Below are 14,114 nucleotides of genomic sequence, written 5' to 3' on the forward strand. Positions count from 1 at the left end.
GCGAAGCTTTTCCAACACGTTTTGCGCAAATTCGGCTTCTTCTCCGGAAGAAAAATCAGCCCTTTTCCCTTGAGCGCACGAAGCGCACAACAACAATACCGCACAGAAAATTTGTATAAAGCGCCGTGTATGCATGTAACAACCTCCTTACCGGCTTAATTCAGCATCCGTTTATACCGGGGCAAAAAAAGCCTTTTTAACCATTGCCTCCAATTCTTCCACACTATTTGAAATTCTCACAATAATACATTTTCCCGTTTTTTCGGTCAATTAACACGTCTTTACCTTCACATATGCCTTCAACAAAATAATAAGCAGGATTGGCATCTTCGAGTATAAAATCGGTAATAAAGGTACCGTCATTTTTCATAAGTGCATATTTATCATTTTTATTACAAACTATACTTACACCCTTATAAAACGGCGATATATATGCTGCTTCAATGCCGCTTTTTATTATCTTACCTTCCGTATTTATTAGACACCAGTTTTTTGATACATAACGTTGATGGTAAAATACAGCGTATAAACTTCCGTCTATGAGTAAAGCCGGTGCAATACCATCTTCAAAGTGATAATTATCGTAGTCCTTTGTGCCGGGTAATACTTTTAGGGGTATTTTTAATTCACCGTAGGTATCAAAAAATCCCAAAGCCTTATCTTTTTGCCTCAAACCGAAAGAAAGGCCGCTGTAAAAAGAAGTTAAACTGTCAAAAATATAATTTTCCCTTATTTCGCCGTCTTTAGTTAATATTCGAAAATCTCCTCTCCACTTTTCGGAAGATATATAGGTCGCTTCTTCATTTTCATTAAAATAACCGCAAACGGAACGATATATATTCGGAAATGACGGTTCTCCTTTTATATTCACATAGGTTTTCCGAAACAGGTGCGGGCTGTTAGGATCCGTAATAACCGCATTGATAAAATCAATCGTACTTGAGGTAAAAAGCTGTACATACCGTAAAAGTTTTTTTTCATCACTGTACAAATGGTATACCATAGTCCCGCCTTTAGGTATTCTCAAATTTAAGATAGGATTACTGCAGGAACTTTGACTGGCATGGATATAATACAGATCATTCGGCAAAAACCCGAAATCGTAAAATATATCGATTTGGCGACACTTACCGTGTGAATCTATAAGAAATTTCCCCCATGTATTCTTTTTTTCTTTTTGAACCAAAGCAAATTCTCCCGAAAGCTCTAGCAAGCGGCTAAATTCCGCAGGGTAAACCAATTTCATATGTTGATCTATAAAACCGACTTTTTCATTCAAGGTAAAGGGAATAAGCAAACGCCTTTCCGTTTGAGCACAAGCATTAAAAAAAACTAATGCAAAAAGTACAATAGATATAATTTTTCTCATACGGTAGTCTCCTTACTTTAGTTTATCCTAATATAATAAAAATCTTTATAATTGTAGTCTGCTTGGAATGCTTGCAAATTCGAATATATTTGTGTTATAACTCCGCCTGTAGTCATTGTCCCGTCTGTTTGCTTCCATGTGTTATTTCCGCAATTGTCTCTGAATTCACTTTGGCCACCTTCTTGAAAAAGCAATCCCGCATGAGCATTGAATCCTTTTTCAGAATTATTCATAAATACTATATAAACTCCATCCGTAAGATCAGCAGGATTTTGCCGCTCGGATTGTATGGCGATTCCTTTTTCTTTTGCATTTAAGATATGCTCTTCGACATTCTTTTCTGTAGCAGCTCCTGCAAAATATTTTAAAGGATCGCGGCCGCTGTCTTTAACGACAGCTTCCACATAGTTATCACAACGGAATTCATTTTTTCCTACTATATAGCGCTTATGATTGTAATGTTCGGCATATTTTCTGATTTTACTGTTTGAAAGTTTTACCCCGACTTGATTGGAAATTGCGGCAACATCCATTGCATAAACAGCACCGCCTACAATCCCTTGTCCTATGCTGTCCAGCTTCCGTTTTCCCCAATCCTTTAATCCCGTAAAAAGACCTTTTTTTTCTTCCGGCTCCGCCGCTGCGGGCATTTGAGGAACGGGATTTTGTGCACTTGCCGCCTGTTGTGTAATGCCCGATTCGTTTTGTGCGGGAGGAACGGATGCAACTCCGCCCGTACCCGGCAAAGACGGACCTTGTACAGGCGCCGAATTTTCGTTTCCCGACTGTCCTACAGTGTCAGCTGTTCCGGAAACGCTTCCTGCCTGTGTGCCGCCCGGCGAAAGACCGATGTTAGCGCCTCCCTGTTGAACAGGCGGCGTTCCTGCACCGCCTTCTGCTGCGGGCTTTTCAAAAAAAATAAGCTGTCCGACTTCTATACGATCGATATCGCTTATGCCGTTGTATTCGGCAAGTTCATATATTTTTTGTACTCGTTCTTCCGCGCTTGCGTCGGGATACCGGCGGCGAACAATATCGCTCAATGTATCTTTTTCTTGTACCGTATAAGACGAACCGGTAATAACAGACGAACCGCCCGTACTGCCGGAACCGTGCGAATCGCCGCTGTCCGACGAGCTTTCATCCGACGACGAACTTGAACCGCCCGGAGAATGGCCGCCGTTGGCTATAGTATCCGAAACATTATCCGTTCTCGGATCGTCTATAACGTGACGTCCCCCGTTTACCGCAAGCAATTCTTCAAAGCTTAATGCACGGATTCCCCAATCCTTGAGTTCTTCGTTCGACGGCACGGCCTGTGCCGTGTGAATCTGTTTTTTTCTTGACATACTGTCCTCCCGTGAGAGCGGGAAAAATTGCCGATTGACGGTGGATTTAATCGGCGTTCCCGTAATACTCTCTACAGGTATTATTCGTTTTGTTTTTAAAAAAAACAGACTTTTTAAGAAAAAAAATGCATTTTTTTTCTTAAAAATGGTGTACCGTATTATCATAAGCCCTGAATTCGGTTTTTGTAAAGAGGAAAAATCGAATTTTACACCTATTTTAAAGTTATTTTTTTATAACTGCTTTCCGCACCTGTTTACGGCTTTCGGTCGAGTATTTTTTTACCCTTGGCAATACGGTAAAAGCCGTTGACACACACTGCCGTTTTGGTATAAAATGGTCGCACTGTATGGAGCGGTGTCCGAGTGGTTTAAGGAGGCGGTCTTGAAAACCGTTGTGCCGCAAGGTACCGGGGGTTCGAATCCCCCCTGCTCCGCTCTTGCAGATGTGTTTGGAGCGGTGACCGAGAGGCCGAAGGTGGCTCCCTGCTAAGGAGTTATACCCCTAAAGGGTATCGGGGGTTCGAATCCCCCCTGCTCCGTATCCGGACAAAACCGTACGGTTTTTTTCGGCGGATTATTAAATGAGACTATAGCTCAGCTGGATAGAGCGTCAGATTGCGGATCTGAAGGCCGGAGGTTCGAACCCTCTTAGTCTCGTAACAAAACGTACCTATGGAGAGATGCGAGAGCGGTCGAATCGGGCGGTCTCGAAAACCGTTGTACCGCAAGGTACCGGGGGTTCGAATCCCCCTCTCTCCGCTCTTTTGTAAACGGAGTAATGGAAAATGCGGGTTGTCAAAAAAGCGGTCGGCTTTTGCGGCAACCCTTTTATGTGTACGGATTTGTTTTGGAGAGATGTCCGAGCGGTCGATGGTGCAGTCTTGGAAAGGCTGTGTACTGAAAGGTACCGGGGGTTCGAATCCCCCTCTCTCCGTTCTTTTATAAAAGCCTGAAGGCTCTTTCAGTGAGTCCGGGTCCTATGCAAGAAATGTTTTCTAACCCCGTCAGATCCGGAAGGAAGCAGCGGTAAGAAACCCCTTTCTGTGCCGTAGCAAACCCGGACTCTTTGGAAGAGCTTTTTGTTTATTACACTTTGCCGCTATAAACGCAAACGGTTTTAATCGTCGGCCGGTTTTAGTTTTCAGCCGCCTAAAAATGCCGTTTTAACCCTTGCGCGATTCGTAAATAACCGAGCCGCCGATAAAATATTTGGACAAGGTAAAAAAGATAACAAACATCGGAATACTTGCAATAACGGCGGCAGCCATCATTGCCCCCTCATCGGTACTGCGCTCCGCTGTAAACGATGTAATGTACTGCGGTATGGTTTTCATTTTGTCCGTCTGTGAAATCAACAAGGGCCACAAAAGATTATCCCACTGCGTTCTAAACGAAAGAATACCGAGCGTTGCAATAACCGGAGCGCAGTTCGGAAGCACAATGTGGGTATAAATCGCAACTTCACTCATACCGTCCACACGCGCAGCATCCAAAAACTCGTTCGGAAAGGTAATCAAATACTGCCTCATCATAAAAATTCCGAACGCACTGACCATAAAGGGTAAAATCAAACCGATATAGGTATTTTGAATACGCAGCTTTGTCGCAATCATATAAAGCGGAATCATAATCGCTTCAAAAGGAATCATCATCGTCGCCATAATCATCATAAAGATAAGCGTACGGCCTTTAAAACGGAATTTTGCCAAACCGTAACCGGTAATCGAGGCCAGCAAAACCGTCGTAAGCGCAACGGAAGCCGCTACGATAAACGAGTTTATAATATTGCGCACATAAATATAGTTGTTATCGTTTCCCCGTATTGCGGTTATAAAATTCTCATAATGGAAAGAATCGGGAATCCACTTATAGGGCATTTGCAGAATTTCTTTTCCCGTCATAAGCGATGCGGTAAGCATAAAAACCAAAGGCATAACGGTAAAACAAAACAAAAGCAGCAATAAAATTACCTTTATCAGCGTACTTGCATCCACCAACGTTTTTTTCGATGTATTCACCCTATTCTCCTCAATAGCTGGTTTCATCCGCTTTTGAACCGCGGAATTGCAGCCATGTTAAAAAAAGCATAATTAAAAACAACACAATACTCATGGCGCTTGCCCGTCCTATGCGCTGTAATTTAATACCCGTTTGATAAATATTCAGCGTTACGACATTGATGGGCGCTAAAGATGCCCCGTTTTGGGTAAACAAATACTGTGTGCTGAATGTTTTTAAACATTGGAGCATGGACATAATCGAAACCAATACAACCGTCGGCTTCAACAGGGGCAGGGTAATGCGCCAAAATATTTGAAAGCGGTTTGCGCCGTCGATAAGGGCGGCTTCATATACGACAGGGGGAATACTTAAAAGTCCGGTAATAAACAAAATAATAAAATAGCCTATATACTTCCAAAAATACACAATCATTGTTGAGATTTGCGTCATCGTACTGTCCATAAGCCACTTATAATCGACGCCCGGAGTTCTCAACAGCGTATTAAGCCAATAATTTCCCAAACCGCGCGGATCGAATATTAAAAGCCAAATAGCCGCCGCAACTACCGAGGATAAAACGGCAGGCGTATAAAACGCAATTTGAAAAATCTTTTTATAAACGGCTTTACGCAGCGATGTTACCAAAACCGCAAAAAGCAAACTGCATACCAAAAGCGGAATAAATGTTCCGAGGGTAAATACAAAGGTTGCCCGAAGCGAATTTAAAAACGACATAGGATTGCCGTAACGGCTTACATCGAAAATATATGTATAATTTTGAAAACCGACGAATTTCGGCGGCGCATTGCTGAGCACACGTTTGTCGAAAAAACTTTCGATTAAAGCATTTATAATAGGATAAAAACTGAACACCGAAAAAAATAAAACCGCCGGCGTAACGAATATAAGTCCCCAGCGCGATTGTTTTTTTTCAATACCCGCGCTTTTTTTACGCTTTTCCATAAATGATACCGATTCCTTCTAAGAAAAAATTCGGCGCATTTCGAGCGCGCTCCGCCCCCTAAAGCGCCGAATTAAATCATACAAAGGGGGCCGGTTTTATTTCAAAACGGCTTTGAATCCTCTGCCGGCTCCCTACTTGCTCAAACCTTTTCAGTTGTTTTCTTCGTCAAGAATTTCCTGTGCCGTTGTTTTTAAAGTCGCCAATGCTTTTTCGGGGCTTACACCCGAAAGCATAACGGATTCAACGGCCGAGCGGATTGCCGTTTGCAATTCGGCACTGTTTGCTCCGTAATATACCATATGAGCCTTATTCATATCGTTGATAAACACATCGGAATACGGCATATCTTTTAAAGTTTTGGATTCCAACAAAGCTTTTGTAGGCTGAATGATGTTTCCGCCTTCGCGAAGATAATCTTCACCGTGTTTAAGCAAAAATCCGATAAGTTTCCATGCGGCTTCCTGCTTTTCTTTGGAAATATCGTTGTTTACCATTAAAAAATGTCCATAGTAACAGGCTGCTACATCTTTTACCGCTGCTTCAAATTTGGGGAAGGGAACGACCATCCATTCGTTGCTTTCAAAAAATTCCGGATTGTCTTTTCTGATACGGCCCTGCTGATATAAACCCGTCGTCGCCATAGCGACATCGTTATTGTCTTTATTAAAGAGGTTGCGGGCGTTTTTATAAGTCGGAGAACCCAGATTTTTTCCCGCAGGCCCCCACTGCTGCATAAAGGTTAAAAACTGTATCCATGCTTCATCGCCGATAATGGCGGTTTTGCCGTCGTCGCTGATAAGTTTTCCGCCCAGCTGTTCGACCATCGGAACAAAAGCAACCAGATAATACGGATAGCGGAAGTCAAAACCGCGGCGCACCAAAATATCGCCTTCGCGGATAACCAGTTTTTCGGACACGCGCACCATATCTTCCCATGTTTTAGGATAATCTTTTTCCGGATCCAACCCGGCACTGCGGAATATTTTTTTATTTATATAAATACACCAGTTGGTGATTTCAAGCGGAAGTCCGTATACCTTTCCGTCTTTTGTAACCGCATTTAAGATTTCGGGCAAATAACTGTTGTAAATACTTTGTTCGTCCTTATAGCCTGCCGCCTTTGCATTAACCGGGGCAACACGGCCGTTTGCAATATATGAATATTCGTCTTCGATTGACAAATTAAAAATATCCGGCCCCTGATTTGCGGCAAACGCCGTTTGCACCAATTCAATCAGTTTGGCAGCTCCCTGTGTTGTGCGTACGACTTTAATGTTCGGATTTTCTTTTTCGAACTCGGCAATCAGCTTTGTTTCGAGTTCCGTGCGCGCAGGATCTTCATGCGTCCAATAATTGAGCGTAATAGGTCCTTTTTCTTTCGGCTGCGTACATCCGATAAAAAAAGCCGCAATGCATACGGATACTGCAATAAAAACAAACTTTTTCATATAAACCTCCTGCGAAAAAAATCGCTCTTCTTCATAGTATATATTGTCGCACAGTATAGGGCTGCGGTCAACAATAATTTACGGTTATTTGCATATTTATACGATTTATAGAGTATTTGCGTGCGGTATCGGCAAGCAAATACCCATTGACCGCCGTCCCGCTTGCAAGTAGAATGGAAGAATGGATCCGACAAATATTATTATCACCGTTTCGGGAACCGACCAAACGGGCATTATCGCAAAAGTCAGTTCGGCGCTTTTTTCATACAATATAAATATTGCCGACATAAGCCAAACGGTTTTATCCGGTAATTTTATTATGATGATGGTAGCGGATGTGTCTTCTTCTTCCATTCAAATAGCCGAGTTACGCGAAAAAATGAACATATTGGGCGAAGATTTGGGCGTTGACATACATATTATGCATGAACGGGTTTTCAACGCAATGCACCGCATTTAAAATCCGTATAAAAACGCTTTTTTGCAGCCTGCATTTTTTACTTTAAAAACCGTGTACGACCGGAGGAACTATGCTGTTTTCAAAATCGGAAATTCAAGAAACTGTAAATATGTTTATGCGTTACAAGCTTGATGTACGCGCAATCACTATGGGAGTATCGCTGCGCGATTGCTGCAGCACATCGGGAAAAGAAAGCCGCCGGCGCATTTATGACAAACTGATGAAATACTGCGGCCGTTTGGCGCGTGTAGGCGAAGATATAGAAACCGAATTCGGCGTTCCGATTATCAATAAGCGCATTGCGGTAACCCCGATTGCCCTTGTAGCCGAAACTTCCGACGAAGAAGACTATACCGAATGGGCAAAAACCCTCGACAAGGCGGCAAAAGAGTTGAATATCGACTTTATAGGCGGTTTTTCGGCGCTGGTACACAAGGGCTTTACCAAAGGCGACCGCAATTTACTGCGCTCGATTCCCGAAGCCCTCGCTACTACCGACAGGGTATGCTCTTCCGTCAATTTGGGAACCACCAAAAGCGGCATCAATATGGACGCCGTAAAAGAAATGGGCGAAATTATCCTCAAAACCGCCTCTCTCAGCGCCGATAAAAGCGGTTTGGGCTGCGCAAAACTTGTGGTTTTTTGCAACGCCCCCGAAGACAACCCCTTTATGGCCGGCGCCTTCCACGGGCCGGGAGAAGGAGAAGCGGTTTTGTCCGTAGGCGTTTCGGGTCCCGGTGCCGTCGATGCGGCTTGTAAAGAATACGAAGGCAAGCCGCTGGACGAATTGGCCGACGGCATAAAAAAAACCGCCTTTAAAATAACCCGTATGGGGCAGCTTGTGGGTACGGAAGCGGCAAAACGGCTCGGCGTACAATTCGGCATTCTGGACCTCTCCCTTGCCCCGACTCCCGCCGTAGGAGATTCGGTTGCCCGCATTTTGGAGCATATGGGCTTGGAAGCTGCAGGTGCTCCCGGCACCACCGCGGCGCTTGCAATGCTTACCGATATGGTAAAAAAAGGCGGCGTTATGGCAAGCACAAACGTGGGCGGCCTTTCGGGCGCCTTTATACCCGTTTCCGAAGACGAGGGCATGATAGCCGCCGTAAAAAACGGAGCGATGAGCTTGGAAAAACTTGAAGCTATGACCTGCGTATGCTCGGTCGGTTTGGATATGATTGCCGTTCCCGGCGATACAAGCGCTTCGACTTTAAGCGGCATTATAGCCGACGAAATGGCTATCGGAATGGTAAACAATAAAACAACGGCCGTGCGCATTATTCCCGTTCCCGGTAAAAAGGTCGGCGACCGGGTAGAGTTCGGCGGCCTTTTGGGAGAAGCCCCCGTTATGGCGGTCAATACCTTTTCCTGTGCCGGCTTTATAAACCGCGGCGGCCGTATTCCCGCACCGATACACAGCTTTAGAAATTAAACGGTAACTTTCTCACAGTCGCTTTTTATCGGCCGTGATATATTATATAACAAAGATATCTTATAAAGATACCGATTTATATGCTCAGGAGGATAATTATGTCAGCAATTACATTAACGAAAGATAATTTTGAAAAAGAAGTTTTACAGTCCGATAAGCCCGTGTTGGTGGATTTTTGGGCCTCATGGTGCGGCCCCTGCCGTATGGTTTCTCCCATTGTCGATGAAGTCGCTGATGAAATAAGTCATGCAAAAGTCGGCAAAGTAAACGTTGACGAGCAAAGCGAATTGGCCGCGCAGTACGGCGTTATGAGCATTCCCACCCTGATTGTTTTTAAAGACGGAAAAATTGCACAGCAAGCGGTGGGTGCGCGCGATAAAAGCGGCATCTTGGCTATGCTTTCATAATAACCGAACACACCCGGTTATAACCGCCGTTACTTGATTTGCGGCGGTTTTTTTTCTTTAAAGCGGTTTTCCAAAAGATTTTTATTTGTTATACGGATACAGCCCCTGTTTAATTCAACGGCCCCTTCGTTTTGCAAGTATTGCAACAGCCGTGTAATTACTTCGCGGGCACTTCCCAAATGGCGGGCAATTTGTTCATGCGTTATGTGCAAATTGTCCGTGTTTTCCAAATCGCTTTCGTTCAACAAAAACGCGGCAAGCCGTTCGTCCATGCTTTTAAAAATTATCTGCTCCATAAGCCACATAACTTCGGTAAAATGCGAAGCCATGAGGCTGTTGGTGTAATTCGCCAAACCGACGGACATTTTCATAACGCTGCGGTATATTTCAGCGGGAATAAGCCATAAAACCGTATCTTTTTCCGCTTCAACGGTTATTTCAAATTGAATATCCGCAAGCATACAAGATGCCGATAACAAACACATATCGCGTTTAAATAAGCGGAAAAGAGATACTTCTTTGCCTTCGGCCGATGTCATATAAGCGCGCAGCTGTCCTTCAAAAATCAATAAGACGCCTATGCAATCCGCATTACCGTTATGCAGAATTCTTTTTTTGGGAACACCTATAAGCACCGCCGCTTCTTTTAATTGCTGCCTGTGTTCATCGGCAAGCTCTTTCCAAGGAGGAAAAAAATCTTCAAATCGGGGATGATCCATAGATTTATTATAACGGCAAAAAAAAATTTCGGCAATCTAAATAAACGGAATTTGACTTAGAAGATTGAAAATGCTACACTGGGCGGAAATAAAACAAGGTTTCCGAATTATCAACGATATTCCGGAAACCTTATGTCCGTATCAGCGGACATCGGAGAGAGTTTATCAGCTTATTTGCAAGCCTGTTTAAATGATAACACGGGTTTTTTCGGCTGTCAAGTTTTTTCGGCCGTCAAGCCGCTGCGGAACCGGGCTTCAAAGCAGTGTCGAAAACAAACTGTATAAAAGGCGGAAAAAAGTGCGAAAAATGACATTAAAACCGATCGACTATATTATAGGCTTTCTTTTTTTATGCACGGCGGTTTTTTCGTTTATCTATGCCGTCCGTCATAAAGGCGGAAAACCGCGGCTCATCGTTACGGTAAACGAAAAAGAATGGGTGTATCCCTTGGATGTCGATAGGGAAATAGAAGCGCATGGAGCTTTGGGAATCAGCCGAATCAAAATTGAAAACGGACAAGCGCGGTTTCTTGACTCGCCCTGTTCAAACCGTACCTGCGTGCAAAGTTTTCCGCTGCGCACAGAAGGAGATTGGTCGGCATGTTTGCCGAATCAAGTCTTTATTCATGTGGAAGGGCATACGAGCGAACAAAGCGAATTGGATGCGGTGGGATTTTAAACGATTTCCGTTTATTTTTCTATTTATCTTTTCGTCTTTATAAGATATACTTAATTATAGAGTTTTGGAATGTATACACGAAACATAGAAAAGGCTCCCCGCTCCGTCGTTTGTTCCGGCAAACCGACATTCGGCGATTTTAGGGGCATTCCGGATTATTTTGATATACGCAAGCTCAAGCAGCCGTTCAGTTTGATGAAACTGCCGTCTTTTATTACCGATTCGCGTATCCGCACAAACCTTTCTTTCAGTTTTTTAACCGATGACTATTTGGGCGTTGCCGAAATTATAGACGCACATTATTTCGGTTTTGCGGAAATTACAATATGGGAAAAAGAATCGGCGCGGAAGTTGTCGTACCGCTCTTTTATTGTATTCCGAAAGCGTTTGATTCCGTACAAACTGAAAAGCGGTATGTGTAAGTCTTTACGGACAAAGCGGCGCTTTACAATACGCTGGAATTATGACACCGGTAATTTTTCCGCAGTATGCCGCTTAAAAGGCGACAGCGTCCGCCCGAATACGTATTTTTCTTTTTCGGCCGACCTGCACGACAAAACATGCGCAGTTCATACATCGGTGATTCCGGCTCCGCTTATGCGCCGCTGTGCAGCCGTCCATCATTGCGCCCCCGTTTTAAAAGGAACTTTAACCGGTAATTTTTTTGTAAAAAACGGAAAAGAACTCGCGGCAAATGTACATTCATTGGGGTTTTTTACCATCCGCCGTTCTTATTACCGGCTTAGACTGCATTCGTATGCACTAACCGTGTTGGGAACCGCAGACAATAAAAATATTCGCTTTAATTTATATACGTCAAATCAGGATCCGGTAGATTCCGACTTATATAATGAAAACGTACTTTTTACGGACGGCGAAAGTACACCGCTGCCGCCGGTAACGATAACGCACCCTTACGGTCTTTTAGACCGATGGATAATTCAAGACACGGAAAATATGATAGATCTTTCTTTTACACCGCTGTCGGATACTGTCCGTAAAGAAAGTATATTGATTTTAAGAACGGAGTATCATACAATCTACGGCAAGTGTGAGGGCAGTATACGAGATAAAAACGGTGAATTGTTTACCGTAAAGGACCTTTGCGCTATCGCAAAGAAGAAATATTTACGATTATAATAGTATGGATATAACTTTTAAAAAACCGCAAGCAAAATATGAACCCGGCGAACTCCAAAAAACCCGTAAAAATATCGGCGATATAGAAAAAGAAGAAGCCGAAGTTATGATAAAGCGCTTGGGCGGAGAAATCGGTGTCGAAAAGGCGGATATTATCGATGATGAGGTTTTAAAAAAAGTTCGATCCGTGCGGGCGCGAAACATGTCGCAAAAGGACGGCAAAAAAAAACGGGAAAACATGCGTACGCGCACAAAGCGCGGCAGCGAATCCGTTTTTTCCGATTCGGCCGGTGCCGCAAAATCTTCCGCCGTTATATCGGGTTTGCCGAGTAAAAAATACCGATTACCCGTACTTAATAACCGACAAAGGCAATTATTCGACAAACTTATGATTTCCCAAGAATACCGTATTCGGCCGGCACCGGGCTTTTTTGCCATGTTGTTTTCGTTCGGACGCGGCGGTCCGGAGCGCGTATCGGATTCTTTTATAAAAAACGATTTAACCGCCCATCTTCAGCATATCGACTCTTTTATTGAAAGTATTCAAAGCTTGGTTTTGGCACTGCCGAACACATATAAAAACAAAATCAATAAGGACGACGACTTTATATTTAGGGCTTTGCGCATCATTTACAACTGGGATACCCTGCCCGTAAAGCAGGAATTGTCCGCCGTAAAGAAAAAAACATCATGGATTCTTATAGAAGATATGGTTCCCTTTGTCAAAGAGTTGTACCGGCCCCTTATACAATTGTATTTTCTCGGTGAAATGCAAATGACACGTATTATAAAAAAACTGTACGGCTGGACACTGGAAACACAAAGCGCAAAAAATGAAAACATCCAACATTTAAATGCCGCACGACAAGCGGCTTCCGAGTGGCTGTATATTTTCGGACAAATAATAAAAGGCGTATATCCTTTACTTATGCGCATGTGTGTAAACGAATTTGAATCCTATCCCGAATTTTACACAAAACGGATTTCGGAAATTATGCGTTTTTTGGAAATAACAAAATACGATATTATTTTGCCGAAAAAAGATACGGATTCGAAAAAAGAGCGCCGCTCGGAAACCGATGAAAAAAAAGAGGAACAAACAAAAGATACCGTGCATAAAGAACATGCACAAGAAGGAAAACAAAGTTTAATACTGCAAAGTTTGGGCGTATTGGAAAAGCTTTTTCCCGAAGCAGGATGGCTGCACTTGGCCGACTATCCGGATATGTATCCGTATTTTCAGCCTCTGTACTCGTTTCCCGACGGCTTTAATTTACTTGCACCGACAAATCCGCTTCAAGTTACGATAGTATTGCTCAGAATTATAGAAGATTTTTTTCAAGGATGCCGCAACATTCCTTTGGGACAGGCGGATGTGGGCGACAATCCCTTTGAGCAGGATAATTTGCAAAAAGTTTTTGCGGACTGGACACAGTACCGTGAAGTTTTGTTCGACAAAATAATGGTTCCCAACCTCAAAGAATATGTAAATCAAGCGTACACACAGGGTGATTTTCATACGTCAAGATACGGCAAACGGGAATTGTCAAACTGGCTGTGGCAAACAAAATATTATTTTCATCCTCACTTGGTTTTTGAAATTTCATTTATAGAACGGCCGCGCATAGACAATACTTATATTCCGCTTCCCGAACGCATACGGGCGCTCGTACATCTTTTTTCGGACATGATTCGTCAAGCGGACGCAGCCGAAATTTCATTGCCTTTAAATTTGAGCGCAGCCTATAGTTTTGATGTGGAAAACAGTATTTCGTATCGTCTTAATTTACTTCTCGGCGGAAGCAAGTCGAAGGAACGCACAAATCTGAATCTTATGAAATATACGCTTTGCGCTTTACGGGTTTTGGATTGGTGGATAAATGACCGGGAAAGTTTAGCATATGCGCGGGAAATATCGATTCCGTACAGAACCTCCGACGGAAGTACGCAGCCGCTCTTATCCGTTCCGCTCAGAACCGATCAGCGCGATGTTTTTTTGCGCAACTTACGGCTTATGCAAGCCGCACAAAAAACAGACGCCCTTAATGCCGTTCCGAAAGAAAAAGAACTGCCGGGCGAAAATCAAATCAACAACGCTGCACAAGAACAATCGTAAAAATCGTAAGGGGCAAATGCATAAAAAACG

General features: G+C 43.4%; 12 protein-coding genes, 5 tRNA genes and 1 other RNA gene. 12 read left to right on the forward strand and 6 right to left on the reverse strand.

All coding sequences use genetic code 11. From position 1 onward, the window contains the following. Positions 1-223: 223 nt before the first annotated feature. The gene (locus H0R92_RS05675; protein ID WP_432961991.1) at positions 224-1,369 is read right to left on the reverse strand and encodes a WG repeat-containing protein; all 1,146 of its coding nucleotides are present in this window, start codon (positions 1,367-1,369) and stop codon (positions 224-226) included. A gap of 17 nt (positions 1,370-1,386) precedes the next feature. Next, on the reverse strand, positions 1,387-2,718 hold the full coding sequence (locus tag H0R92_RS05680) for a LysM peptidoglycan-binding domain-containing protein (RefSeq protein WP_432961993.1): 1,332 nt from the start codon (positions 2,716-2,718) through the stop codon (positions 1,387-1,389). A 349-nt stretch (positions 2,719-3,067) separates the two neighbouring features. On the opposite strand from H0R92_RS05680, the gene H0R92_RS05685 reads away from it, so the two are divergent. The 6 genes from H0R92_RS05685 to ffs all read left to right on the forward strand — a co-directional run bounded on the left by H0R92_RS05685 (position 3,068) and on the right by ffs (position 3,784). Beyond that, positions 3,068-3,152: transfer RNA gene (locus tag H0R92_RS05685), tRNA-Ser, on the forward strand. A 17-nt stretch (positions 3,153-3,169) separates the two neighbouring features. Continuing rightward, a tRNA-Ser gene (locus tag H0R92_RS05690) sits at positions 3,170-3,257 on the forward strand. Positions 3,258-3,301: 44 nt separating this feature from the next. After that, positions 3,302-3,375, forward strand: a tRNA-Arg gene (locus H0R92_RS05695). Positions 3,376-3,392: 17 nt separating this feature from the next. After that, a tRNA-Ser gene (locus H0R92_RS05700) sits at positions 3,393-3,477 on the forward strand. Between the two features lie 90 nt (positions 3,478-3,567). Then, a tRNA-Ser gene (locus H0R92_RS05705) sits at positions 3,568-3,652 on the forward strand. Positions 3,653-3,686: 34 nt separating this feature from the next. After that, positions 3,687-3,784, forward strand: an RNA gene (ffs, locus tag H0R92_RS05710) — signal recognition particle sRNA small type. A 97-nt stretch (positions 3,785-3,881) separates the two neighbouring features. Here ffs and H0R92_RS05715 read toward each other — a convergent pair. The 3 genes from H0R92_RS05715 to H0R92_RS05725 all read right to left on the reverse strand — a co-directional run bounded on the left by H0R92_RS05715 (position 3,882) and on the right by H0R92_RS05725 (position 7,131). After that, on the reverse strand, positions 3,882-4,736 hold the full coding sequence (locus H0R92_RS05715) for a carbohydrate ABC transporter permease (protein ID WP_432961995.1): 855 nt from the start codon (positions 4,734-4,736) through the stop codon (positions 3,882-3,884). Between the two features lie 10 nt (positions 4,737-4,746). Beyond that, positions 4,747-5,682, reverse strand: a complete 936-nt coding sequence (locus H0R92_RS05720) for a carbohydrate ABC transporter permease (RefSeq protein WP_432961997.1) — start codon at positions 5,680-5,682, stop codon at positions 4,747-4,749. Positions 5,683-5,832: 150 nt separating this feature from the next. Next, positions 5,833-7,131 carry an ABC transporter substrate-binding protein gene (locus H0R92_RS05725; protein ID WP_432961999.1) on the reverse strand — a complete coding sequence of 433 codons (1,299 nt, stop codon included), beginning with the start codon at positions 7,129-7,131 and terminating at the stop codon, positions 5,833-5,835. A 181-nt stretch (positions 7,132-7,312) separates the two neighbouring features. Here H0R92_RS05725 and H0R92_RS05730 point away from each other — a divergent pair, with 181 nt between their 5' ends. The 3 genes from H0R92_RS05730 (at position 7,313) to trxA (ending at position 9,430) form a co-directional block, all read left to right on the forward strand. Continuing rightward, positions 7,313-7,591, forward strand: a complete 279-nt coding sequence (locus H0R92_RS05730) for an ACT domain-containing protein (RefSeq protein WP_432962002.1) — start codon at positions 7,313-7,315, stop codon at positions 7,589-7,591. Positions 7,592-7,661: 70 nt separating this feature from the next. Continuing rightward, positions 7,662-9,023, forward strand: a complete 1,362-nt coding sequence (locus tag H0R92_RS05735) for a PFL family protein (protein ID WP_432962005.1) — start codon at positions 7,662-7,664, stop codon at positions 9,021-9,023. A gap of 98 nt (positions 9,024-9,121) precedes the next feature. Continuing rightward, positions 9,122-9,430: a thioredoxin gene (trxA, locus tag H0R92_RS05740; protein ID WP_432962008.1), complete on the forward strand. Its 309-nt coding sequence runs from the start codon at positions 9,122-9,124 to the stop codon at positions 9,428-9,430. A gap of 29 nt (positions 9,431-9,459) precedes the next feature. On the opposite strand, the gene H0R92_RS05745 is transcribed toward trxA, so the two are convergent. Then, positions 9,460-10,149 (reverse strand): Crp/Fnr family transcriptional regulator, encoded by a 690-nt coding sequence (locus H0R92_RS05745; RefSeq protein ID WP_432962010.1) that lies wholly within the window; start codon positions 10,147-10,149, stop codon positions 9,460-9,462. Between the two features lie 307 nt (positions 10,150-10,456). Between H0R92_RS05745 and H0R92_RS05750 the strand changes: the two genes are divergently transcribed. The 3 genes from H0R92_RS05750 to H0R92_RS05760 all read left to right on the forward strand — a co-directional run bounded on the left by H0R92_RS05750 (position 10,457) and on the right by H0R92_RS05760 (position 14,084). Continuing rightward, positions 10,457-10,828, forward strand: a complete 372-nt coding sequence (locus H0R92_RS05750) for a NusG domain II-containing protein (protein WP_432962557.1) — start codon at positions 10,457-10,459, stop codon at positions 10,826-10,828. A 69-nt stretch (positions 10,829-10,897) separates the two neighbouring features. Beyond that, positions 10,898-11,968: a hypothetical protein gene (locus H0R92_RS05755; protein WP_432962013.1), complete on the forward strand. Its 1,071-nt coding sequence runs from the start codon at positions 10,898-10,900 to the stop codon at positions 11,966-11,968. Positions 11,969-11,972: 4 nt separating this feature from the next. Next, positions 11,973-14,084, forward strand: coding sequence for a hypothetical protein (locus H0R92_RS05760; RefSeq protein ID WP_432962016.1), 2,112 nt, complete (start codon positions 11,973-11,975; stop codon positions 14,082-14,084). Positions 14,085-14,114: the final 30 nt, after the last annotated feature.

The sequence above is a fragment of the Treponema sp. OMZ 840 genome (genome assembly GCF_050937815.1).
Classification (GTDB): Bacteria; Spirochaetota; Spirochaetia; order Treponematales; family Treponemataceae; genus Treponema_C.

Excerpts from the sequence above, each read along its gene's own strand:
- H0R92_RS05675 (WP_432961991.1), bottom strand. The coding sequence starts at position 1,369 with ATGAGAAAAATTATATCTATTGTACTTTTTGCATTAGTTTTTTTTAAT.
- H0R92_RS05680 (WP_432961993.1), bottom strand. The coding sequence starts at position 2,718 with ATGTCAAGAAAAAAACAGATTCACACGGCACAGGCCGTGCCGTCGAAC.
- H0R92_RS05720 (WP_432961997.1), bottom strand. The coding sequence starts at position 5,682 with ATGGAAAAGCGTAAAAAAAGCGCGGGTATTGAAAAAAAACAATCGCGC.
- H0R92_RS05725 (WP_432961999.1), bottom strand. The coding sequence starts at position 7,131 with ATGAAAAAGTTTGTTTTTATTGCAGTATCCGTATGCATTGCGGCTTTT.
- H0R92_RS05730 (WP_432962002.1), top strand. The coding sequence starts at position 7,313 with ATGGATCCGACAAATATTATTATCACCGTTTCGGGAACCGACCAAACG.
- H0R92_RS05735 (WP_432962005.1), top strand. The coding sequence starts at position 7,662 with ATGCTGTTTTCAAAATCGGAAATTCAAGAAACTGTAAATATGTTTATG.
- trxA (WP_432962008.1), top strand. The coding sequence starts at position 9,122 with ATGTCAGCAATTACATTAACGAAAGATAATTTTGAAAAAGAAGTTTTA.
- H0R92_RS05745 (WP_432962010.1), bottom strand. The coding sequence starts at position 10,149 with ATGGATCATCCCCGATTTGAAGATTTTTTTCCTCCTTGGAAAGAGCTT.
- H0R92_RS05750 (WP_432962557.1), top strand. The coding sequence starts at position 10,457 with ATGACATTAAAACCGATCGACTATATTATAGGCTTTCTTTTTTTATGC.
- H0R92_RS05755 (WP_432962013.1), top strand. The coding sequence starts at position 10,898 with ATGTATACACGAAACATAGAAAAGGCTCCCCGCTCCGTCGTTTGTTCC.
- H0R92_RS05760 (WP_432962016.1), top strand. The coding sequence starts at position 11,973 with ATGGATATAACTTTTAAAAAACCGCAAGCAAAATATGAACCCGGCGAA.